The sequence below is a fragment of the Kitasatospora sp. NPDC088134 genome, assembly GCF_044741705.1.
In the GTDB taxonomy this organism is placed as follows: domain Bacteria; phylum Actinomycetota; class Actinomycetes; order Streptomycetales; family Streptomycetaceae; genus Kitasatospora.
Genome location: NZ_JBIUTD010000001.1, coordinates 672,324 through 697,491, shown reverse-complemented (window position 1 = coordinate 697,491; position 25,168 = coordinate 672,324). Strand labels below are relative to the sequence as shown.

Sequence of the window (25,168 nt, the reverse complement as noted above, 5' to 3'; positions counted from 1 at the left end):
GCAGGGAGAGCACGCCGTGAACCAGTGGGAAGACCTCCTGTCGTTCGTCGCGCCGGCGGTGTACGCCACCCGGGACACCCGCACCGCCGTCGTCGACCCGAAGGAGGAGTGGGTCGCCGAGCACAAGGTCGAGATCACCAACCGGATCAGGGAGAGCGGCGGGGACCACGAGGTCTGGTTCTCCTGGAACTTCGTCTACTCCTACGTCCTGACGACCACTGACGGGAACTCCATCCCCCACTACAGCAACGCGGCCGGCACCGGCAGCGTCGTGGTCAGCCTGACCACCAAGGACGGCTTCATCGGGCCGTCCACCGCCTACGGCAAGTTCCTGCAGGACGGGCAGCGGGTGATCGACTCGCTGGTGAGCAGCACCTACATGAACGACCGGTGCAGCCCGCCGACCTTCAATGAAGCCGCCCTCATGCTGACGAACGTCAAGACCGTCCTGGAGACGTGGATACCGATCGCCAAGGGGTGGGCCACGGACGTCGGCAGCCCCGGCAGCGACTGGCAGGGCAGCGCCGCCGGCTCGTTCTCGGCCGTGCTGACCGGCTACTACCGGGAGATGCAGACCCTCTACGACAAGTTGGTCGAGACGGATCTGATCACCGAGCTGGGCAAGAACAGCCTGGAGCTCAACCGGGCGATGCTGAAGCTGGCCCCCGCCTGGGAGGCGTGGAAGGCGCTCAAGGAGTCCTCGCCGCAGCAGTCCCTGGCCAAGGCCCTGTACGAGGGGCTGACCGGCGCCCGGGTGCACCTCGCCTACGGCGGCGCGAACAACGACCACGACTTCTGGGAGAACCAGGGCGGCCTGGCGCCGACCGGCGTCGACGGCAATCCCCAATCCGCGTCCTCCTTCACCCTGACGTTCAGCGGGGCGAAGTTCGGCGACCCCAAGACGGACGACTTCTGGGCCAAGGTCAAGGAGCGGGCCAAGGCGATCTGGCTGGAGGACCTGCACACCCTCGACGCGGCCGCCAAGGACGCCCTGACCGGCATCGAGACCAGCTACCACACCACCCGCGACCTGATGGTCGGCCACCCCATCGGGGAGGCCAACCTGAAGCTGCCGTTCAGCGCTCCGCCCGCCCCGCCCGGCATCGACGACCCCGGCAAGGGCGGCCCCGGCGGTGACGGCCTCGGCGGGAACGGCAAGTTCGACGTCAACGGCCTCGGCGGCGGCAGTGGCGGAGGCGGCACCGGCGGTGGGGCCGGTGGCGGCGGCCTCGGCGGCGGCGGCAAGTTCGACCTCGGCGGCGGCCCCGGCGGTGGCGGCATCGGTGGCATCGGTGGGATCGGCGGCAACAAGGGCACCGGCGGCACCGGCGGCGCCGACCTGATCGGCGGCGGGATCGGCGGCATCGGCGGGATCGGTGGCATCGGCACCGGCGGCAGCACCACCGACAACAAGCCCGTCACCGTGCCCCCCGGCTCCCGGATCACCGACGACGGCCGGATCGTCGACGCCAACGGCAAGCCCGTGCTCGACGCCAACGGCAACCCGATGGTGGCGGGCAAGGACTACACCATCGGCCCCGACGGCACCGTCCGCGACGGCAAGGGCAACCCGATCCCGCAGTACCGGCAGCTGCTCGCCGACAAGTACTCGGGCGGCGGGGGCGGCAGCGACCTGCTGACGCCCAGTCACTTCGGCACCGGCGGCTTCTCCTACACCACCGGCGGCCCCGGCCTCGGCTCCGGCGGTTCCGGCCCCGGCGGGATCGGCGGCCTGCCGAGCATCTTCGGCACCGGTGGCGGCATCGGCAGCAAGGCCCTGGCGGGCGGCGCCGACCCGGTCACCGTCAAGGCCGCCGCCGACCAGGCCAACGCCGAGCGGATGGCCGCCGAGAAGGCCGCCAGGGCCGCCGCCCAGGAGCAGGCGCTGCTGACCGGTCGGCAGACCTCCACCAGCTCCGGCGGCATGCCGATGATGCCCGGCGGCGGCATGGGTGCCCCCGGCGGCCAGGGCGAGAAGGACCGCCGCCGCACCACCTGGCTCGCCGAGGACGAGGAGGTCTGGGGCACCGACACCGGGGCCGTGCACGGCGTCATCGGCCGCTGACCCCCGTTTTCCCCCTCCCCGCCGGGGCGCGACCCGCGCCCCGGCGGCCCGCACCCACCGGAAGGACCCGCATGAGCACCCCGTTCGCCGAGCAGGTGGCCCTGGCGATGGAGGAGATGCGCAGCGAACTGGCCAAGGCCGAGGCGCTGCAGCAGGAGCTGAACGAGCTCACCGCCTCCGCGACCACCAAGGACCGGTCCGTCACCGTCAAGGTCGGCCCGCAGGGCCAGGTGGTCTCGATCACCTTCCACACCGAGGCGTACCGCTCGATGGCGCCCGCCGAACTCGGCAAGCAGCTCACCGACCTGCTCAACCAGGCCCGGGCCACCGTCGGCGAGCAGGTCGCCCAGCGGATCGGCGCGTTCGACGACCTCGGCGAGACGCTGCGGCTGTCGATGACCGGCGGCACCGAGCTCGACGAGATCCTCGCCCCGCTCTACGCGATGCGCCCCGGCCAGGAGCAGGCCGACCGGCAGCGCCGCTCCGGCCGCCAGGAGGAGTTCGATGGCTGAGCCGCACGTCACCGGCAAGACCTCGAACCTGAAGGTCACCTTCGCCGAGTTCTACGAACTCCGCGACCTGATCGCCAAGGTGAAGGGCGACGTCAACCTGATCAACAGCCTCAACCTCAAGGTCGGCGGCGACGACGAGATCGGCAAGCAGTACCACTCCAAGGTCGACGAGGGCACCTCGATCCTCACCGAACTGGTCAACAAGATCGAGACCACCATGGGCGACGCCGGCGCCAACGGCGAGGCCCTGGCCGGGACCCTGGACAAGGCCGACGACGACACCGTCCTCACCATGAACAACTTCTGACGGCAGGACGGTCCACGTGTCCCACTCCTCGATCGAGGTCAGCCCCTCGACGGCCGCGTTCTTCTCCGCGATCACCGGCATGCCCTGGCCGAAGATCAACGAGGGCGAGCTGCGCGACATCCGGGACGCGTACGAGCGCTTGTCGAAGGAACTGCCCGAACTGCGCGAGCTGATCGCCAAGGTGGCGGCCACCTGCCGCCGGCAGTTCGAGGGCGCCGCCGCCCAGGCGTTCGCCCGGCAGATGAACTACTTCATCGGCGTCGGCGGCGACAACGACTACGTCACCGCCGCCGCCGAGGCCTCGAAGAAGCTCGCCGACTGCGCGGGCGACGTCGCCAACGCCGTCGAGTACACCAAGTGGATGGCGATCGCCCAGCTGGTGCAGCTGCTGGTCGAGATCGCGCTGGCCATCTTCTGGGCGCCGTTCAGCTTCGGGGCCAGCCTCTCCGGGCTGGTGCTGCGCAAGCTGCTCACCAAGGCCGCGCTCACCGCGCTGATGAAGTACCTGTTGAAGACCATCGCGATGCACACCTTCGCCGGCATCGTCGGCGGCCTGCTGATGGACGGCATCATCCAGAACATCCAGATCGGCCAGGGCAACCGCAAGGAGATCGACAAGGAGTACACCAAGCAGGCCGTGCTGTTCGGCGTGATCGGCGGCCTGCTCGGCGGCCCGCTGGAGCTGCTCGGCCTCGGCCTCGGCAAGCTGCTGGGCAAGCTGCTCGGCAAGAGCGGCGGCCGACTGCTCGCCGACCAGCTGAGCAACTACCTGGTGCACGGCGACCTGCAGGGCCTCAAGGGCCTGCTGAAGGCCGCGGCGGAGGCCGCCGAGGCGGGCGGGAAGAAGGGCCCGCTCGGGGCGATCGGCAAGAACGTGCTGAAGGCGTCCGAGGAGGAACTCCTCAAGACGACCTTCACCAAGAAGGAGGCCAAGGCCTTCGCCCGCGAGCTCGGCAGCCTGATGGAGGCCGCCACCGAGCAGCTCCAGCACGGCTTCGGGAAGTCCGGCGCGGGCACCCTGTCGGAGATCTTCGTCAACGAGATGGAGACGGTCTTCGGCAAGCACCTCGGCAGCGGCCTGGCCGAGGGGGAGGCCCGGGCGATCGGACGCGAGTTCGGCGAGGCCTTCGTCAAGCACTGGGGAGCGACCACCGGCGAGCGGGTCGGCGCGGCCGAGATGAAGCAGGGGCTCGGCCAGGTCCTGGAGAACCGGGGCCTGAGCGGCCGTCACGTCACCATGCTCGGCGAGCACCTGCCCGAACTCGCCGGGAACATGTCCTCCGGCAACAAGGCGTACCACTTCGGCGTCGCCCTCGGCGGCTACCTGCAGAGCGGCGTGCAGAACGTCCTCACCGAGGGCTTCTACAACCTGATCTTCGGCGAGGACCACGAGTTCACCGTCTCGGCCGGCAGCTTCCTCGGCGGCATGCTCACCGGTGCCATGGGCCACGGCCTGCACCTGGGCACCGCGCCCCTGATGAAGCGCTACGTCCACTGGGTGGAGACCACCCAGCACCAGGCGATCGCGGACGGGGCCTCCGACTACTTCCCGCTGTACCACCCGATCAGCTTCGCCGCCCTCGCCAGCCTCGCCTCCGGCAAGGTGGTGCCCTTCCCGGTGCCCCGGGTCGGCCACCGCGGCGACAGCACCTTCGACCCGAGCGGGCTGCACAAGGGTGATCTGGAGGGCCTGGCCGACGCGATCGGCCACGCCGCCGGCAAGAAGTTCGACTCGCCGCCCGCCGACCCCGAGGTCGCCGAGCTGATGCAGTCCCTGCTGCACTACGCCGACTTCAGCATCGAGGAGAACACCGAGCACACCGGCCTGGCCGCACTGCGCTTCCTCGGCGACATCAACGACACCGGCCTGCACGCCCCGCCGCCCACCCCCCGGCCGACCCGCACCAGCGGCGGCGAGCAGCCCGAGCCGCCGCACCCGGTCGCCGACACGCCCCGGCCGACCCGCACCCAGTCCCAGGGCCACCAGGACGTCACCCCCGCGCCGACCCCGACCCGCCGCACCGGCGACCACACCGCACCCGGCAACGGGAGTGCGCACGATGAGAGTTCGCCCACCGGGCCGGCGAACACCGCGACCGCGACCACCGGCGGCGCGGGCCGCCCGGCGCCCGTCCCGACCAGCTCCGCGGCCGGGCACCCGCCGACCGGCCCCGCCGGCACCGGCCACCTGCCGCCCGCCACCGGGCAGCACATGACCGCCCCGACCCCCGTCGCCCCCGTCCTGCCCACCCCCGTCCCGACCGGTTCCGCCGCCGGGCACCTCCCCGGTGCCGAGGCCCCCCGCCCGACCGGTGGGCCGGAGGGGACCCCGCCGCCGCACGACACCGCCGCCCCGCCGCTCGCCCCGCCGCCCCCGCCCCCCGTCCCGCCGATGCCCCCGCACCGGCCCGACCCCGCCGCCCCGCCCGCCGCCGACGGGCAGCGGCGCCCGCAGCAGGACGCCGCCCCCGGGGCGACCACCCACCTGACGGAGGACCAGCGCCCGGCCCCGCTGCCGCCCGCCGCCCCGCTGCCGCCCGCGCTCCGCCGCGAGCGCTGGGAGCTGCCCGGTCTGACGCCCGAGCAGCGCGCCCAGCGGATCGCCAACCTGTCCACCGAGGACCGCCGCCTGCTGGCCCGCGACCCCGGCTTCGTCGGCGCCCTGCGCGACACCCTGTCGACCACCGAATTCGCCCGCACCGCAGCCCAGTTGATGGTGCACGTCGACCCGCGCGCGGACCGGCCCGCCAGCGCCCGGCAGGAGGCGCAGCGCCAGATCGCCCGGCTGCTGCACGACCCCGCCACCATCGAGCGGATGCTGAAGAACGGCGCCGACGTGGTCGTCGTCCCCAAGGACGTCCGGATGACCGACGTCCCCGACCTGCACGACCTGCGCGGCACCCGCACCGACTCCGGCGGCTACGAGGACCTCCGCGGCGCCGGCGGCCGGCACTCCGCCGTCACCGAGGAGAACCTGCTCGGCGAGCACACCACCGTCGGCCCCGCCCCGCACTACCCCGACGGCTACTCCACCACCACCCACGAGTTCGGCCACACCCTGCACGAGTACGGCCTGGACGACGCCGGCAAGCAGCTGGTCGCCGACGCGTTCCGGGACAAGCGGGCCCGGGCCGAGGCCTGGGAGGAGTTCCGGCCCGGCTGGGAGGAACACCGGCGCCAGTGGCGGGACTTCACCGCCCGGCGGGCCGAGTTCGAACGCACCCGCCGGCCCGGCGACGAGGCCGCCGCCGCGCAGTGGAAGGAGGCCGCCGCCGGCTGGGAGCAGGTCCACGCCGCCTGGGAGCAGGCCCACCGCGAGCACGCCGCCCGCGCCCCCCGCTGGTCCGACGGCCCCTACGCGGCCGCCGACGGCCGCCGCAACTACGGCGCCCGCGACGAGCAGGAGTACTTCGCCCAGGTCACCAACGCCTACCTCGGCACCAACCACGGCCTCGACCCGCACACCCGGCAGCCGCGCAACAACGGCGCCGACTGGGTCCGCAAGCACGAGCCGAAACTGCTGCCGCTGCTGGAGAAGCTCTACGGCCGCCGGCCCGCCGAACCCGAGGGCGGCCCCGCCAACCCGGTGCACCGCACCAGCGCCGAGAACGAACTGTACGAAGGGCTGCGGGAGTTCACCGACCTGGTGGAGAACGGCCCCGCCCCCGACGCGCAGCCGCCCAAGCCCCCGGCCGAGCGGCCCCGGCCCGCCGCCCGCCCCGAAGAGAGCACCCCCGAAGAGAGCACCCCCGACGAGGAGCGGCCCGCCCCCGCGAAGCCCGGGCCCCCGGCCGCCCCGCCGGTCGCCACCCCGTCCGGCTCGCCCCTGCCGCACACCCCGGGCGCCGACTCGCCGCCGCACACCCCGGACCCGGAGTCGCCGCCGCACACGCCCGATGTCGACTCCCCGCCGCACACGCCGGACCTGGAGTCGCTGCCGCACACCCCCGGGGCCGACTCGCCGCCGCACACCCCCGGGTTCGCGCCGCACACCCCCGACGCCGAGCCCGCGCCGCTGCTCCAGATCGACCACTCCGGCCTCTGGCACCGCGCCGAGCACCCCGACGGCACCCCCGCCGGCGTGCTCCGCCCGCGCCCCGACCGGCCCGGCACGCCCCGCCCCGTCACCGAACCCAACGGCGTGGTGCGGGTGTACGACTGGACGACGGTGCCCGGCATCCGCCCCGACTCGCCGCTCGCCCTGTTCGGCTCCAACTGGCACCGCCCCGCGCACGCGCCCGGCCACACCTACTACCCCCACGACTGGGACGCCACCGAGGTGCACGTCCAGGTCCGGGCCGCCGAACTGGTGCCGCTGCGCCGGGTCGAACTGCCCGACGGCCGGTCCTACTGGGTCGGCGAGTCCGGCGGCGTCCGGATCGAGGGCATCCGCAACGCCGACGGCACCCTGCTGCACCGCCCCACCCCCGACCAGCCGCCGCAGCCGCACCCGTACGGCGAGCACGATCCGCAGCCGCAGCGCCGCGGCTACCTGCTGCCCGGCTACCCGCCCGCCGGGGCGCCGCACGAGACCACCTGGGTCCGCGAGACCGAGGACCACTACGAGCACTGGCCGGTCGACCTCGGCGAGACCGCCGGCCGCGACCTGCCGGAGAGCTGGACGCCCGAGCAGATCCGCTACGCCGTCGGCCGGGTCCTCGCCGACGCCGACACCGCGGGCCTGATCGACCACGGCGCCGAGGACTTCGTCGTGACCGGGGAGTTCGCCGGGGTGCGGATCGAGGTCACCCTGGACCGCGGCGACATCGCCGACTACCGGGGCGTGCCGGTCCGGGTCGTGCCGGAGACCGACCCCCGGCACCTGATGGTCAGTTCGGCGCGGGACGAGCAGGGCTTCGACGTCCACCGCAACGACCTGCCGGACGGCGACCGGGAGACCCTGATCACCGTCCGGGTCGCCCTCGACACCTCGAGGCTGCACCGGACCACGCCCGACCGCGACGCCCGGCTGGAACAGCTCCGGCAGCACGCCCACGCGGGCATCGCCAGCGTCTACAACCGGGGCCAGCGGCTGCCCGACGGCGACCTGCTGCGGGTCCGGCTGCAGTTCGTCCGCCCCGACCAGGACCCGCACATCCAGGTCACCGTGCACCCCCGGGACATCCGGGAGGACATGTACAACTGGAGCCTGGAGACCACCCCCACCACCGTCGCGCACGAGATCGGCCACCAGCTGGGCCTGCCCGACGAGTACCGCGAGAGCGCGCGCGGGCCGCGCCCCGTGTACCTCGACGGTCTGATGGGCGGCAGCGCGCTCGAGGCCGACGGCCGGATCGACGTCGACGTCGACAACCCGCACGGCAAGCACCTCACCGAGAACGAGCAGGCGTACCTCCAGCCGCGCAACCTCCGCCAGCTCGGCAACGCCATCGACCGGGCCCGGCACCTGGCCCGGCAGGACGACCCCGACGCCCCGCCGCACGACCCGGTCCCCGACCCGCGCACCGACGGCGACCTGCCCACCCGGGCGAACTTCCGCCTGACGGTCCGCCAGGAGATGCTGCGCGGCAGCGAGGACGGCGGCGGCCACCTGCTGCCCCCGCAGGGCTCCGCCCGGCACCGGCCCGTCCCCGTCCCCGGCAGCGAGCACCCCAACGGCACCTACCGGGCGCACGTCCGCCGGACCACCGGCCCGCTCGGCGACCACACCGAACTGCCGCCCCGGGCCGCCGAGGACACCAGCACCCCCCGGGAGCGCGACACCCGGACCATGTTCCCCCCGCACTGGACCGAGGACCAGGCCGTCTACGCCGCCGAACAGGCCTACCTGGACGCCCGCCGCAACGGCGGCGTCCAACCGGCCGGCCTCGGCCACCGGTGGACCGGCGTGTACGGCGGCGTCCGGATCGAGGGCGAACTGCGCGGCGACGAGTTCGTCTCCTTCCGCCCCTCCGACGACCAGAGCGGCCTCACGCCCGCCCCCCACCTGCCCGACCTCGGCACGCTGCGCCCCTTCGACCAGCGGGTCGACGACCTCACCCGGTTCGGCGACCGGCACACCCTCGACGGCGTCCACCAGCGGACCGACCCCGCCGTGGCCCGCCGCCGCGGCGTCCGGGTCGGCGACCCCGTCCACACCCACGACAACGGCGTCTACCGGGCCCCCGTCCACTTCCTCGACCCGAACGTCCACCCCGGCTCGCGGGAGGCCCGCCGGCCGAGCAACTGGCACCGCCGGGCCGACCGCCCCGACCAGACCTTCTACCCCGACCACTGGAACACCGCCCGGATCGAGCAGGCCGTCCAGGAGGCCCACCGCAACGCCACCGCCGAACTCCTCCCCGACGGCCGCACCGTCCGCTGGACCGGCACCGCGCACCTCCCCGGCGAGCACCTGCCGATCCGGATCGAGGGACTCACCCGCGACGGCCGCCACCTCGTCCACCGCCCCGCCGACCAGCAGCCCCACCGCGACTGGCGGGCCGACGCGGTCGCCGAGACCTCCCAGCCCCGCACCGCCGTCCTGCCCGGCACCGGGCTGCGGGTGACGGTCCGTCACGTCCGGTTCGAGAGCGGCCAGACCGGCGTCGAGATCACCGCCCCGATCCACCTCGCCCCCGAGCACACCACCCCGCAGCAGCGCGCCGAGTTCCTGGCGGGCTTCCAGCAGTACGCCGACCAGCACTTCGCGGGCCTCAGCGGCGGCCGCGAACCGCTGGTCCGGCTCCGCCTCACCGCCGTCGACGACCCCGCCGCCGCGCACTCCACCCTCGACCTCTCCACCGCCACCCACGCCGACTTCCCCGACCTCGTCCCGCACCTCCACCAGCAGGCCGGCGGCGACCTCCCCGCCCACCTGCGCACCCTCGCCGGCGACCCGCCGGCCGAGGGCTGGTTCCGGCTCCCCTCCCAGCACCCCGACCCGCACCCCCTGGTCGAACCCGTCACCCCCGGCACCGGCCACCGCCCCGCCAGCGCCACCGACCACGCCCGGGCCGCCGCCGCCCACGCTTTCCACCCCGAGGCCCGGCGCCGCGGCTCCTCCCTGCCCAGCGGCTGGACCGACGCCGACCTCCGCCTCGCCGCCCACCAGGTCCGCACCAGCAGCACCGGCGAGGCCCACCCCGACCGCCCCGGCACCACCGTCCACCGCGGCGAGTTCCACGGCCACCGCTTCGAGGTCCGGGTCCGCGACGGCCTCATCCGCAGCTACCGCCACCTCCCCGAGCAGGACAGCGCCCCCCACCCGCACGACGTCGAGATGGCCGAACCGCACCACGACGTCGAGATGACCGGCCCCCCCAACACGTTCCACAAGTCGGACGACGAGAAGCAGGAACTCCCCGGCCCCACCCCGGCCGGACGCTGGGCGAAGGCCGAGGACAACGGCCTCTGCCTGCTCGACGCGCTCGTCCTCAGCCTGCCCGACCTCCAGGGCCCCGGCGGCCGCGCCGCCGCCATCGAGACCCTCCGCGCCCGGATCGAGCAGTACTACACGGACCGACAGCCCGGCGCCTACCCGCCCGACATCGGCAACACCTACCACCGCCTGGCCGACCGCGAGGAGCCGATGCTCCTGGAGCAACTCCGCGAGCACATCCCCGAGGAGCTCAGGCCGGTCATGTCCGAACTCTCCGAGAACGAACTCCGGGAGCAGATCACCGAACGCTTCTACAACCTGGACGTCCCGCTCTCGCCCAGCGAACGCGACTCCCTGCTGCGCACGATCCGGGAATGGCGGACGGACTGGCGCAGCGACGCCGGTGAGATGCTGCTCCCCGCCGCCGCGCACGCCCTCAACCTGAACATCCGGGTGATCAGGCACGACGGATCGACCCACCTGACGATCGGCCCCGAGGACGGCCGTCCCGTCACCCTCTACTACAACGGGCGCAACCACTACGACGGCATCGTGCCGCTTGCCGAACACAGCCTGCTCGACACCCTCACCACGCACGCCCCCACCCAGGTTCGGACCGCCCTCGAACAGGCCGGAGCGGCCCGCGGCCTCACCCAGAGGCAGCCCGACCTCGTCGACGTCGCCCAGCACTACCTGGACCAGGAACACCCCGGGGGCCTGCCCCGGGACGTCCAGGCCGCGGTCCGGACCGAAATCGACTCCCGGAACAGCCACCTGCTGCTCAACACCCTCCGCCGGCACGCCCCCTCCTGGGCCGGCCACGACCCGCAGAACCGCCAGGCCCTGCCCGCAGTCCTCGCCCACGCCCTCGGCCTGCGCCTGCGAGTCCGCCACGAGGGCGCCGAGAACGGGGCCCTCGAACACCTGGGCCCCGAGCACGGCACCCCCATGGACCTGATCCGCCACGCCGACGGCACCTACGAGTTCGTCCCCCCGAGGGACCTCGACGCCGAACGCCGTGCGGAGCAGGAAGCGCGCCGGAAGGACGAGGAGAAGCGCGCCGAGCAGGAGGAGGCCGACCGCTGGGCCGAGGAGGAGGCTCGGCAGGAGGAGGCCCGCCGGAAGGAAGCGAACTATCTGAAGGACGACGAGGAGAAGCTGGCGGCCCAGGAGGAGGCCGACCGCTGGGCCGAGGAGGAGGCCCGGCAGCAGGAAGCCCTCCAGAAGGAGGCGGACCGCCTGAAGGAGGACCTCCGGGAACCCACCGCGGAGGAGACCGCCCAGTACAGGGCCGCCCAGCGCGCATGGGAACGCCGGATGGCCGAGGAGGCCGACCTGCGCCGGGCTGCGGACGCCGAGCACTGGGCCAAGGAGGAGGCCCGGCAGGAGAAGGCCCGCCGGGACGAGGACGAGCGCCTGGAGAAGGACCGCGAGAGGGAGATCGAGCAGGCGAACTGGGAGGAAGTCGAACGGCTGGCCCAGGAGACGGACTTCCGGGACGAGGCGGACCGCCGCCTGGCCGAGCGGAAGCAGCGCGAAAAGCAGGCGAAGCAGCCGAAGGACGAGAAGACGGCCGAGCGGAGGGCGAAGGAGGAGGCCGAGCGGAGGGCCCAAGAGGAGGCCGAGCGGAGGGCGAAGGAGGAGGCCGAGCGGAAGGCGAAGGAGGAGAGGGAGGAGGCCGAGCGGAAGGCCAAGGAGGAGGCCGAGCGGAGGGCGAAGGAGGAGAGGGAGGAGGCCGAGCGGAGGGCGAAGGAGGAGGCCGAGCGGAGGGCGAAGGAGGAGGCCGAGCGGAGGGCGAAGGAGGAGAGGGAGGAGGCCGAGCGGAAGGCCAAGGAGGAGAGGGAGGAGGCCGAGCGGAAGGCCAAGGAGGAGGCCGAGCGGAAGGCCAAGGAGGAGAGGGAGGAGGCCGAGCGGAAGGCCAAGGAGGAGAGGGAGGAGGCCGAGCGGAAGGCCAAGGAGAGGGCGTCCAAGCTCCGGGTCGCGGAGATGAAGGACCGGCCGATCCGTGGTACGGACCTGACGATCGAGCTGACTGCCGGTCAGACTGCCGCGCGGGACCGGGTGGTGAAGATCCTGGAGAAGGTCTCGCCGGGCGACGAGGTGGCGATCAAGGCGTTCGCGGACGCGTACTTCGGGCCCTCGGCGTTGCGGCCGATGGTGGCTGCGCTGTCCCAGGGCAAGGTGTGGGAGGCGCCGTTCAGCAGTAACAGGTGGTCCGGGAAGATCCGGTTGCGCGGCAAGGTCGCCAGGCGGGAGTGGGTCGGCCTGCGGGCGATCGAGTTCGAGAACGGCGTCGATCAGCGGGTCACCACCGGCACCCGGGCGGACGGCAGTTGGCAGATGAGCGTGGGCCTGCAGTCCAAGCAGTCGGACAGCATCGCCGACGTCACCGACGCGCTGGGCTACTTCTACGACACCGGCCACAGCGACGTGGAGCTGGAGACCGTCGGGCCGGTCGCCCGTTCCAAGAGCACGGTCGACGCCGACCTGTCCCTGACGCACCTCAAACTGGACCTGGACTTCAGCGGGTTGCAGCACGCGGGGTCCACCGTGGAGGTCGACGGCCCGAAGAAGACGGAGCCCACCGAGCAGGCCGGGAAGGAGAAGGAGGAGGACCTCACCACGCCGGTGCGGGTGACCGCGAAGATCGCCGTCCCGTACCACCCGCCGGTGGCGGCCGAGGACAGGCTGACCGCACCGGAGCGCCTGCTGCAGGAAGGCCGGATCGGCGGACAGGACGTCGTCCAGGGCCTGCGCCCGCTGGAGCCGTTGGAGCCGCCGTCCTCAGAGGCCCTCCGCCCGGTCAAGGGGCCGGTGGAGGAACTGCTCGACCAGGTGCAGGAGGAGCTGCAGCAGAAGGTGAAGCAGGCCGAGGCGAGGCTGGCCGAGGCCGCTGCGCAGGAGAACGCGTCTGCCGGGGACCACGAGATGACGGACCGCGGCGGCGAGCAGCAGCCGCAGGACGACCGGCCCCGGCAGGTCCTGGCGCACTGGCCGGAGCTGCGCGAGCAGATCCGCTCCCAGGTCGGCTTCGAGCGCCTGGAGTGGAGCCTGCGGAGCATGACGGCCGGCGAGCCGATCAGGATCGAGGTCGAGGTGGGACCGTTCGGCAGGAAGCGGACCGTCTCGGTGGACATCACCGCGAAGGTCGTGCAGCCGGAGCACATCGGGTCGGTCAAGAAGCCCGAGTTCAACATCGGCACCACCGTGCAGCAGGTCCACAGCACGGCGACGAGCACCGGGCACGCGGTCCAGGGCTCCCTGGTGCCGTCGATCAAGGCCAAGCCGGTCTCGGACAACGTGAACGCCAACGTCCGGGTCGGCGGGGAACACGTCACGGTCGAGGGGACCAGCGAGAACTCGCAGCTGACCAGCAAGTCGAAGACGGACGGGGCGCTGTACGACGCCGACGTCCAGTTCGACCTGGTCTTCGACAGCGGCTACCAGGTCTCCACGGGGCCCGCGGCCAAGGTCCGGCTCCTGGTGGACAAGGCCGACACCACGGTGTCCCCGAAGGAGGGGCGGGAGGCGGCGGCCCCGGCGAAGGAGCTACTGCCGCCGCAGGAGCCCTCGTACGACGTGCGGAAGGACGGCTTCCAGGGGGACGTGGTGGTCCGGGACGTCGGGAACGTCACCGACCTGCGCACGAAGCTGAAGAGCCTGGGGAAGGGGACCCACGCCGCGTTCTGGAAGGAGCACGGCGAGGAGGTGCTGTCCCGGGCCGGCCAGTCCAACCTGGCGCCCCGGCTGGTCGGGATGACCCGCGGCGAACCCCTGACGCTGTTCGACAACGGCCACCACGTGGTGACCGCGGTCGCCAAGGTGAAGGAGTTGGTCTACCGGCGGTACGACGCCGAGGCGGAACTGAACCAGGTGAACGAGAACACCGCGTTCAGCGCCGACCGACGGCTGCTCTCCGCCAGCGGCGCGATCCAGGCCCAGGTCGGCCCGGTGTTCCATCCGGACAGCCCCAAGCCCGACGGCGACCTGGTCGCCTCGGTCGGCGGCATGTACCGCGACCGCTTCTCCTGGCGCGCCCGGGACGCCGACCGGATATACGCCAACGGCAAGTACGGGGCGCCGCAAGCCATCTTCGGTGCGGACCTGACGGTGGAGTTCCACGTGAAGGCCAAGGGCCGCGAGGAGGGCGATCCCCTCACCGCCGACCTGCACGCCGAGTTCGGCATGGACACCCGGAACACCAAGGCCGCCAAGGTGCCGCTGGGCGACGACGGGAACAAGGAGCACAACGAGGGCGGGGACGGCGAGAACCCGAAGACCCCGCCGGCGCCCTACGAGGCGCCGACCCGGATGCGCGGCCACCACGAGCTGAACTCCTCCTACGTGGTGCACAGCCTGTCCGGCGCGGACGGGGTGGCGGCGATGGTGAAGCAGAAGCTGACGGCCAAGCACGGTGAGCTCACCGCCGAGCAGCAGCGCCGGATCGAGAACTCCTTCACCGAGACCGGGTTGAAGACCCGGCTGGCCGGGCTGACCCTCGGCGACAGCATCACCACGAAGGTCTCGGGCAAGTCCTGGACGTCCGAGATCACCGTCACGGCCGAGCTCGGGAACAGCAAGCACCACTCCTCGCTGCCCAAGTACGAGTTCGAGTCCGGCACGCTCAGCTCCAAGGGGCAGGGCTACGCGCACGACGAGCTCAAGCGGTTCACCGCCGGCGCGGTCGGCAAGTACAAGAACAAGCTGTTCGACATCACGGCGGGCTACACGTGGCGCCGGGACCGCACCCAGGGCAACGTCGCGGACACCGTCGGCTCGGTCTCCAACCGGGGCAAGCACACGGAGCCCGCCGAGCTCTTCGACACCGAGGTCACGTACCGGATCGACATCAAGCACACCTCCCTGAAGGTGCTCCACAGCACCGACCACGGAACGGTGCCGGCCAGCGCCCGGATCGCGGTTCCGCAGCGCGACGCCCAGAAGGCGCCGGACCAGCCCGAACCGTCGAAGGGGAAGGGCAAGGCGGAGGACACCGAGGTCAAGGAGGTCAAGGAGGAGAGCCCGGAGGAGAAGGCGAAGCGGGAGAAGGACGAGCAGGAGAAGGCGAAGAAGAAGCGGGAGGACGAGGAGCGCAAGCAGGAGCACACGCTGGACCGCCGGCGGATCGACTCGTCGGCGATCGTCACTGACGTGTACCCGCACCGGAAGCCCGAGGAGTCGGCCAAGGCCGAGGGCACGGCCGCGAACCAGCAGGAGGACAAGGCGGGGGGGCAGCAGGAGGACAAGACGGCCAAGGAGCGGCCCCGCAGCTTCGGCAGGTCGATTCTGGAGCAGATCAAGTCGTGGCCGCAGGAGGACCGGAGGGCCGTGCACGTCCCCGGGCGGGGCATCGCCTGGGAGGGCGAGCGGAACCGGTCCCTGCCCAAGGCCCCCGACGCGCTGCGGCCGAAGGAGAATGTCTCGGCGGACGACTACCGGGTCGAGAAGAACCCGCTCAAGTGGGGCTGGAAGGACCTCGCCCTGACGGCGGAGGGCAAGCGGGAGCACAACCCGCTCAAGTGGGACTGGGGCGGCCTGGTCCGGAGGGGTGGGCGGACGCGGGAGGTCGTGCCGTTCACCGGCCCCGGAGACGAGCCCCGCTACGTCATGGTGGTCGAGAAGAACCCGCTCAACTGGGGCTGGAAGGACCTCGCCCCGACGGTGGGGGGCAAGCGGGAGCACAACCCGCTCAAGTGGGACTGGGACGGCCTGGTCCGGAAGTCGAAGGACGAGCCGGGCAAGAACCCGTTCCGGTGGGACTGGAAGGGGCTGGACCGGAAGCTGGAGGCCGAGCTCACCCCGGAGAAGCTCCAGGCCCGGCTCAAGGGCATGACGGCGGGGGACCCGATCGTGGTCCGGCACGGTCGGAGCACCGTGCGGATCACCGCCGTGGTCCGCGAGGGCCTGCGGGACCTGGGCTACACCGGTGAAACCGAGTTCAACGTCGGCACCCAGGTGCAGCAGAGCTACACCAACACCGACGGCGTCACCGCCTACGGCGCCGGCACCGGCCACTCCGTCACCGTCGGTGCCGTCGGCTACGTCACGCTGCCGTCGGGCGTCACGATGAACGTCGGCGGCTCGGTCAACCACGCCTGGGGCACCGACCGGATCGACACCGTGGCCGGCAGCTTCACGGCCGGCATGGGCACCAAGGCGAAGGTGTCCGGCCGGGCCTTCGCGGGCGTCGCCGAGCTGCAGTTGGACTTCACCCGGAAGCCGTGGATCGGCGCCGGCGTCTTCCGGCGGCGCACCGCCGAGATCGGCTTCGAGACCATCGTCGAGACCACCGAGACCTCCGCTCCGTACCGGGCGGCGAGCGTGGCACCCGAGAAGCCGGTGCCCGGAAAGGTGTACCTGCCGCCGGAGCGGATCGAGAAGCACGGCCTGCGCGACACCGACGTGCTGCGCTGGCTGGAGGACGTCGGCGGCCTGCACGACCTGGTGCGGCAGCGGGCCGAGCAGTACTTCGGGTCCCGTGCCTGGGCGCGGATCAGGCCGACGGTGGAGAACGTCATCTCGCACAGCCACTTCTCCTCGCTGCTGCACTCCGCGAGCCAGGGCACGGCGATGTTCACCGGCAAGCCGCCCTCGCACTGGGACCTCGGCAAGGGGCTGGGCATGGAGGTGAAGGTGCAGATCCTCGATCTGGAGCACCAGGGCAACCACCAGAAGGCCGTGCTGAGCCCGGTCAACAACAGCGTCGCCGGCACGGAGCACAGCGAACTGAAGGGCAAGCAGTGGGGGGCGCAGGTGCAGGTCGGCGCCAAGCTCGGTGACAGCTCCACCCCCTTCAACCCCACCGGCACGCTCGGCCTGCAGCACCAGGGGCGCAAGGGCGCCAGCCTCGGCAGCTCCGGCGGCGGGATCGCCAACGGCAAGTACGAGATCCCGATGGGCCGTTTCAAGGGGGCAGCCAAGATCGAGGTGACCTTCTTCGGCGGCTCCGAGTCGAAGCCCCAGGAGGACGGCGGAGCGGGGACCCCGCCGAAGAACGCCCTGGTCGGCACGGTCCCGTTCACGGTGGACATCCCGCTGGAGGAGGTCAAGGCCGTCGACGTCGAGCTGAGCCGCACCCTGTTCGGCACGGACTACCGGATCGCCGAGAACGGGGTCCGGCCGAGCTTCGGCGAGGGCGACATCGTGGTGTTCCGCGCCACCCACGCGCTGGTCGAGCTCGGCGGCGGCACGCCGGAGGGGGCGATGGCCGAGGTCCGTCGGCTGTTCGACCTGTCGGAGGACGCCCGGCCGACGGACGATCAGGCGGCCCGGCTGGCGGTCGTCATGAACCGGCTGCCGGAGTTGGAGCCCCCCGTGTCCGCCGGGACCCACCTTCAGGCCCTCGGGAACCTCTGGCGGGTGCTGGCCGACGGGACGGGGCACCCGCCGGCGGAGTACATCCCCACCACCGCGACCGGTCTGCACCGGCAGGTCGCCGCCGTCGAGCTGAGCCGCACCCTGTTCGGCGAGGACTTCCAGCGCGCCGAGGCCGGAGCCAGGCCGGGCCTCGACGCGAACGACATCGCAGCGCTGCGCGCCGCCCACGAGCTGGTCGAGCTCGGCGGCGGCACCTCGGAAGGGGCGACGGCCCTGGTCCGCCAGCTGTTCAAGCTGCCGGAGGGCACCGGGCCGACGGACGACCAACTGGCCGACCTGATACGCCACGTGAACCAGCTGTCGGGCGAAGGCCGCCTCACCGTCGGGGACCTCACCCGGCTGCCCGTCTCCCCGGAGCAGAAGGTCTTCAACACCCTGATGGGCGGTTCCCGGAACGGGTGAACCGCCGGTCCGGTCCGGGCCGTAGCTAGGGAGTGGGAGCGTCCGCAGTCCGGTCGGCGGGGCGGTCCCGTCGACAGGACCGCATGGGGAGCCGAGGAGTTCTGGTGGGTACGAGCACGGGTGGAAACGGTTCTCAGGCCGGCGCCGGGGGAGTCCAACTACCTTCGGTCGCCTGGGAGATCGAGGAGGGCTCCGAGGGTGGGGCCGCCGCGTCCGGCGCGCCTTCGTACGGGCAGGTGGAGCCCGCCGGCGCCCAGTCGGCCGGGTCCGCGCCGAAGTACGGCCGGGTGCTGCCCGACCCCAACGCGGTGCGCCGGCCGTCCGCGCCGCCCGCCGCCGAGCCGCAGCCCGCGGCGGCGCAGCCCGAGCCCGCCGCCGGGGCCGGGGCCGAGGACGACGCCCGCCTGGCCCCCCGGCCGCCCCGCACCCCCGCCGGGGTGTTCCCGTTCCTGTCGCCCGAGCAGGAGCCTGCCACCGCCCCGATGCCCGACCCGACCGCGGGGGGCTTCGACGGCGAGGACCCGGACGGGTTCGAGGGGGAGGAGGAGCCGGAGCGCCGCCGCTCGAAGAAGCCGATGGTGCTGGCGGCCGTCACCGCCGGCGTGCTGCTGCTCGGCCTGCCGTTCGTGCTGACCGGCAGCGGCCCGAAGACCGTCAACGCCGCGGCCGGCCAGGCCGACCAGCCGCCCGCCGGCGGCCCCGAACTGGGCGACCTGCTGCCCACCCCGGGCCCGAACGACCCGACCGCCGTCGCGGTGCCGGTCGACGCCGCGCTGCTCCCGGGCGGCACGGCCGCGCCGACCTCCACCGACCCCGCTGCCGCGGGCACGGCCGGCGGCACCGCCACCGGCGGCACCTCCGGAGGCTCCACCGGCGGCGGCTCGACCTCGGGCGGTGGTACGGGCGGCGGCTCCACCTCCGGCGGGGGGACGTCCGGCGGCTCGACCTCCGGGGGCGGCTCCACCACCGGCGGCAGCACCACGGGCGGCGGCTCCACCACCACCGGCGGCGCCCCCGCCGTCCCCGCGCCGAACAAGACCACCCCGGCCGCGCCCAGCTTCACCGCCGTCGCCGGAACCGGCTGCACCAACGCGGGCATCGGCTACGACCAGAACGGCTGGTACACCGACGGCAGCACCGGCTGGACCACCAGCACCACCGGCGGGTACGCCGGTTCGGGCTGCAGCGGCAAGTACGTGTCGGTGCCGATGTCCGGCGAGGCCGGCAAGGACTACGGCAAGTCGGTGCTGTGGGCGTTCACCACCTCGCCGATCAACACCGGTACCTGCAAGCTCTCGGTGTACATCCCGAACAACACCGACGTGAAGGCGGTCGGCGGCAAGCCCGCCTACTACACCGTCCAGCGGTACTTCACCACCGGCGAGGGCACCATCGGCGCGTTCACCATCGACCAGACCGCCAACCGCGGCAAGTGGGTCAACGCCGGCACCTTCCCCGTCAGCAACGGGAAGATCGCTGTGATGCTGCACGACCGCGGCATCGACTACGGGGCCGGCGCCGACCACGCCCACCACGCCGCCGCCGCCGTCCGCGCCGACTGCACCTGATCCGCCGTCAGGAAGCGCGCCCCGCCCACCCAGTCCACCCAGGAAGAGGAGACTCCACGCCATGTCGCGCCACGTGCTGACGGTGTGCCCGGAACAGCGGGACGGCCGCTACCGCACGATCGGCGAGGCACTGGCGGAGGCCCGCAGCGGCGCGGTGATCTCGGTCCGGCCCGGCCGGTACGAGGAGAACCTGGTGATCGACAAGCTGGTCACCATCACCGCCGCCGAGGCCCGCGGCACCGTCCGGATCACCGCCCGGCGCGGCTGCGTGGTCCAGGTCACCGCCGAGGCGGTGCAGTTCACCGGCCTGATCCTGCAAGGACAGGACGAGGAACTGCCCGCCGTCGACGTGCCGCGCGGCCAGGCCGCCTTCCAGGACTGCGAGGTCATCGGCAACTCCTGGACGGCCCTGCTCACCCGCGGCGACGGCTCGCTGGCGATGCGCGGCTGCCGGGTCACCAACCCGGCCGGCGCCGGCCTGGTGGAGACCTCCACCGGCAACAGCGTCATCGAGGACTGCGTCGTCGAACACCTCGGCAGCTCCGCCGTGGTGATCGGCGAACGGGCCGACCCGCTGCTGCGCAACTGCGTGCTGCGCGACGCCCGCGGCAACGGCATCTGCGCCAACGGCAACGCCCGCGGCACCTTCGAGGGCTGCGAGATCTCCGTCACCGACAAGCCCGGCATCGCGCTGGAGGAGAACAGCACCACCCGGCTGCTGCGCACCCACGTCCGCGACACCACCATCGGCGTCTACATCAGCTCCACCGCCCGGGTCGTGCTGGAGGACTGCACCGTCACCGGCACCTCCGGCCACGGCATCGTGCTCGCGGCCGGCACCGACCCCGAGCTGCGCCGCTGCCGCACCGTCCGCACCTCGGGCCACGGCGTCCACGTCACCGGCCGCTCCCGCGGCACCTTCGAGGACTGCGAGGTGGCCGCCGCCCAGGGCACCGGCATCTGGATCGGCGAGTCCTCCGGCCCCACCCTGTCCCGCACCGTGGTCCGGGACTGCGGCGGCGACGGCCTCGAACTGACCGGCGACAGCGCCCCCGACCTGGACCGGCTGGAGGTCCGCGACGCGGCCGGCACCGGCGTGCTGATCACTGAGGGCGCCAACCCGCGGCTGCGCCGCGCCGCCGTGCACCGCGCCAAGGGCGACGGCGTCGCCGTCCTGCGGGACGGGCGCGGCCAGTTGGAGAAGTGCGAGGTGCTGGACGCCGGCCGCTCCGGCATCCGGATCGCCGACGGAGCCGACACCCGGATCGGCGACACCGCCGTCCGCGACGCCACCGGCTCCGGCGTGCTGCTCGGCCGGGTCGGCACCGCCCAGCTGCGGGACTGCGAGATCACCGGTTCCGGCGAGGACGGCATCACCGCCGAGGACGGCGCCGACCTGACCTGCACCCGGGTCCGCGCCACCGGCAACCGCCGCCACGGCGTCCGGCTCGGCAGCGGCGCCCGCGCCGTCCTGGTCAAGGTCGCCGCCGCCGAGAACACCGGCGACGGCGTCCGCACCGACTCCGTCGAGGCCGTCCGGCTCACCGGCTGCACGCTCTCCCGCAACAAGGGCTCCGGCCTCCGGCAGACCGCCCCCGGCGAACGGCTCGCCGTGGAGGAACTGGTCAGCGAGGAGAACGGGCTGCCCGACGCGCACGGCACCGCCGTCGCCACCTCCCAGACGTCCGTCCCGGCCGCCCCTTCGGCCGGGGCGGGCCACACCCCCGACCCGCACCGCGCCGCCGCCCCCGAGCAGCCGGCGCCGCCCGCCGCGTCCGCCGCCCCGCCCGGGCCGCTGGAGGTGCTGGAGTCGCTGGTGGGCCTCGCCGGGGTCAAGGAGCAGGTCGCCACCCTGGTCAACCTCAACAAGCTGGCCCGGCGCCGCGAACTCGCCGGCATGCCCGCCCTCCCGATGAGCCGCCACCTGGTCTTCGCGGGCCCGCCCGGCACCGGCAAGACCACCGTCGCCCGGCTCTACGGCAGCATCCTGGCCGAACTCGGCGTCCTGGCCGGCGGCCAGCTGGTCGAGACCGCCCGCGCCGACCTGGTCGCCTCCATCATCGGCGGCACCGCGCTGAAGACCACCGAGGTGTTCCGCTCCGCCCTCGGCGGCGTCCTGTTCATCGACGAGGCGTACACCCTCTCGGCCGGCTCCGGCGGCAGCGGCCCCGACTTCGGCCGGGAGGCGATCGACACCCTGGTCAAGCTGATGGAGGACCACCGCGAGGAGATCGTGGTCATCGTGGCCGGCTACTCCACCGAGATGACCGACTTCCTGGCCTCCAACCCCGGCCTCGCCTCCCGGTTCAGCCGCACCGTCGAGTTCGCCAACTACTCCGACGAGGAACTCGTCACCATCGTCGAACGCGCCGCCGCGAGCCACGGCTACACCCTCGCCGACGGCACCCAGGACGCCCTGCGCACCCTGTTCGAACGGCTCCCCAAGGGCGAGGACTTCGGCAACGGCCGGGCCGCCCGCAAGGTCTTCGAGGAGATGGTCGACCGCCAGGCCACCCGCCTCGCCACCCACCCCGAGGTCTCCGACGAGGACCTGGCCCGACTGCTCCCCGAGGACGTCACCCCCGCCGGACCCGACCCCGCCGCCCGCAAGGACGGCACCGAACTGCTCGCCGAACTCCGCGCCATGGTCGGCCTCCCCGCCGCCAAGGAGCAGGTCGAGGACCTGGTCGACCTGCTCCGGCAGACCCGCCGCCGCGAGGAGGCCGGCCTGCCCACCGCCAAGATCGGCCACCACCTGGTCTTCGCCGGCCCGCCCGGCACCGGCAAGACCACCGTGGCCCGGCTCTACGGCCAACTCCTCGCCGAACTCGGCGTGCTGCCCACCGGCCAGCTGATCGAGACCGCCCGCGCCGACCTGGTCGGCCGCTACATCGGCCACACCGCCCAACTCACCAAGGAGGCCTTCGACCGGGCCCGCGGCGGCGTCCTGTTCATCGACGAGGCGTACACCCTCACCCCGCGCAACGGCGGCGGCGGCAACGACTTCGGCCAGGAGGCCGTCGACACCCTGATGAAGCTGATGGAGGACCACCGCGACGAGGTCGTGGTCATCGTGGCCGGCTACGAGGACGAGATGCAGCACTTCCTCTCCTCCAACCCCGGCCTCGCCTCCCGCTTCTCCCGCCAGATCGAGTTCGGCCACTACACCGACGACGAACTCGTCACCATCGTCGGCCGCCACGCCGAGAAGGCCGGCTACACCTGCGCCCCCGACACCGTCGCCGCCCTCGCCCGGCACTTCGCCGCCGTCCCGCGCGACCGCACCTTCGGCAACGGCCGCTACGCCCGCCAGACCCTCGAAGGCATGATCACCCGTCAGGCCCGCCGCCTCAGCCGCCTCGACTTCGCCGACGTCTCCGAGCTCAGCCTCCTCCTCCCGCAGGACCTCGCCGCCCCCACGGGCACCCCGGCATGACCCCGCAGCACGGCACTGACGGCACAGCCGGCCTCCGGCGGCCGGGAGCGCAGGAGAGCTTGAACGGCCTGCGACCGGGGGCGCGGGAGAGCGTGCCGGGGGGCGTGGGGCCGCTCGGGCGGCGGGCGGTGGGGGCGGTGGTCGGGTGCGCGGTGGTGTACGGGCTGGCGCTGCTCGGGCCGGGCGGGGCGGCGGTCGCGGACGTGCCCTCGCCGTCGCCGACCGAGCTGCCGACGATCCGGCAGAGCCTGCCGGACGTCCAGGAGAACGGGTGCCGCAAGCCGTCCGCGAAGAGCGTCGACGGGCTGCCGTGGGCGCAGGTCTACCTGCATCCGGAGGCGGTCTGGCCGCTCGGCCGGGGCAACGGCGTCACCGTCGCGGTGCTCGCCTCCGGGGTGGACTCCGCCGCGGGCGGCGCGGCCGGCCCGCTCGCGGGGCGGTTGCGGCTCGGCCCCCGGGTGTACGGGCAGGGCGACGCCGGGCGGGACTGCGTCGGCCACGGCACGCTGCTCGCCGGGCTGGTCGCGGCCCGCGCCACCGGCGACGGCGGCCCGGCCGGGGTCGCGCCCGAGGCCACGGTGCTCGCCGTCGCCGTCACCGACGACGCCGGCACCACCACCCCCGACCTGCTCGCCCAGGGCATCCGGGCCGCCGCCGACAACGGGGCCAGGATCGCCCTGGTCGGCGTGCCCGCGGCCGGCTCCAGCCAGCAACTCGTCGACGCCGTCGGCTACGCCACCGCCAAGGGCGTCCTGCTGGTCGCGCCCACCGCCCCCGACGACGCCCAGGCCAAGGGGGCGGTGTACCCGGCTGCGCTGCCCGGCGTCCTCGCGGTGGCCGGCGTCGGCCCCGACGGCGCCGCGATCAACGCCGCCCCCGCCCGGGTCGACCTCGCCGCCCCGGGCACCCGGCTCCGCGCCCCCGGCCCGGGCGGCGGCCAGTTCAGCACCGACGGGGCGAGCGGCGCCGCCGCGCTCACCGCCGGGACGGCCGCCCTGCTGCTCTCCCACGAGCCCGCCCTCACCCCGGACCGGCTCGCCGCCCGGCTGAAGGCCACCGCCTACCGGCCCGGCACCACCGTCCCCGACCCGCTGCTCGGCTGGGGCACCGTCGACCCGGTCGCGGCGCTCTCCACCCCGACCGGGCCCGCCCCGACCGCGGCCGCGCTCCCCGCCCCGCAGGTGGTCGTCCCGCCCGCCCCCGACCCGACCCCGGTCCGGCGCGCCGCCGCGCTGGCCTGGTCCGCCGGGGCGCTCGCCGTCGTCGTCGCGCTCGGCGCGGGCGCGGCCCGGGTCCACCGCCGCCGCACCGGGGCCGCCCCCGACGAGGGATGACGTCCCGTCAGCCCGTCCCGGCCGCCGCATTGGCGCGACGTTGGCGCGACGTTGGGACCGCCCGCGAGGGTGGGCCGCAGAAGGTGGTGGGCCAGGCGGGGCGGCTTGCCCAATGCCGACGATTGTTGTGAAGGGCTCTACCGCCGTGGCCATCGACGCTACTGCTCAGCTGAAGGACACCCACCCGACCGCCGGGCCCACCGACGGAGCGACCGCCGCACGACCGGACACCATCCGGGGCGCCGCACCCACCGCAGACGTCCCCGGCGCCGCCCGTGCGCCGCGACGTCCCACCCTCGACCAGCAGACCTTGGCCGAGCTGTACCGCCTGCACGGGGGCTACCTGCTGCGCGCCATGCTGCGCGCCACCAGCGGCGACCGGGGCAAGGCCGAGGACATCGTCCAGGAGACCCTGCTGCGGGCCTGGCAGAACCCGGACGCGATCCGCCGCGGCCCCGAGCACAGCCGCCCGTGGCTGTTCACGGTGGCCCGCCGGATCGCCATCGACCACTTCCGGATGCAGTCCGCCCGCCCGCAGGAGGTCGCGGGGGAGACCCCGGAGTGCCACGGCGGCGCCCACGACCCCTACGACGCCCTGCTGGACGCCCGGGACATGGCCGTCGCGCTCGCCGAACTCCCCTCCCACCACCGCGACGTCCTGGTCGAACTCCACATGAAGGGCCGCTCCATGGTCGAGGCCGCCGCCGCGCTCGGCGTCCCCGTCGGCACCGTCAAGTCCCGCAGCTTCTACGCGGTCCGGGCCCTGCGCCCGATCCTGGAGGCCCGCGGCCTGGCCGCCGCCGACCACTGACACCCCGGGTGCCGCCTCTCCCCGGCCCGCCCGGA

8 protein-coding genes are annotated in these 25,168 nt (G+C 73.6%); all 8 read left to right on the top strand.

The genetic code is table 11. From position 1 onward, the window contains the following. The first annotated feature begins 16 nt into the window (after positions 1 to 16). Positions 17 to 2,065 (top strand): hypothetical protein, encoded by a 2,049-nt coding sequence (locus tag ACIOHG_RS02815; RefSeq protein WP_400944544.1) that lies wholly within the window; start codon positions 17 to 19, stop codon positions 2,063 to 2,065. 71 nt (positions 2,066 to 2,136) lie between these two features. Further along, a complete protein-coding gene (locus tag ACIOHG_RS02810) occupies positions 2,137 to 2,577 on the top strand; it encodes a YbaB/EbfC family nucleoid-associated protein (RefSeq protein WP_400944542.1) in 441 nt (146 codons plus the stop codon). Further along, positions 2,570 to 2,884 (top strand): hypothetical protein, encoded by a 315-nt coding sequence (locus ACIOHG_RS02805; protein ID WP_400944540.1) that lies wholly within the window; start codon positions 2,570 to 2,572, stop codon positions 2,882 to 2,884. The genes ACIOHG_RS02810 and ACIOHG_RS02805 overlap by 8 nt, the downstream gene beginning before the upstream one ends. Before the next feature lie 16 nt (positions 2,885 to 2,900). Beyond that, positions 2,901 to 17,984, top strand: coding sequence for an EndoU domain-containing protein (locus ACIOHG_RS02800; protein ID WP_400944538.1), 15,084 nt, complete (start codon positions 2,901 to 2,903; stop codon positions 17,982 to 17,984). 104 nt (positions 17,985 to 18,088) lie between these two features. Continuing rightward, positions 18,089 to 19,552 (top strand): hypothetical protein, encoded by a 1,464-nt coding sequence (locus tag ACIOHG_RS02795; protein WP_400944536.1) that lies wholly within the window; start codon positions 18,089 to 18,091, stop codon positions 19,550 to 19,552. A gap of 61 nt (positions 19,553 to 19,613) precedes the next feature. Beyond that, complete coding sequence (locus ACIOHG_RS02790; protein ID WP_400944534.1) at positions 19,614 to 22,988, top strand: right-handed parallel beta-helix repeat-containing protein; 3,375 nt, start codon at positions 19,614 to 19,616, stop codon at positions 22,986 to 22,988. A 59-nt stretch (positions 22,989 to 23,047) separates the two neighbouring features. Next, positions 23,048 to 24,322, top strand: coding sequence for a S8 family serine peptidase (locus ACIOHG_RS02785; protein ID WP_400944532.1), 1,275 nt, complete (start codon positions 23,048 to 23,050; stop codon positions 24,320 to 24,322). 145 nt (positions 24,323 to 24,467) lie between these two features. After that, a complete protein-coding gene (locus ACIOHG_RS02780) occupies positions 24,468 to 25,133 on the top strand; it encodes a sigma-70 family RNA polymerase sigma factor (RefSeq protein ID WP_400944530.1) in 666 nt (221 codons plus the stop codon). Positions 25,134 to 25,168: the final 35 nt, after the last annotated feature.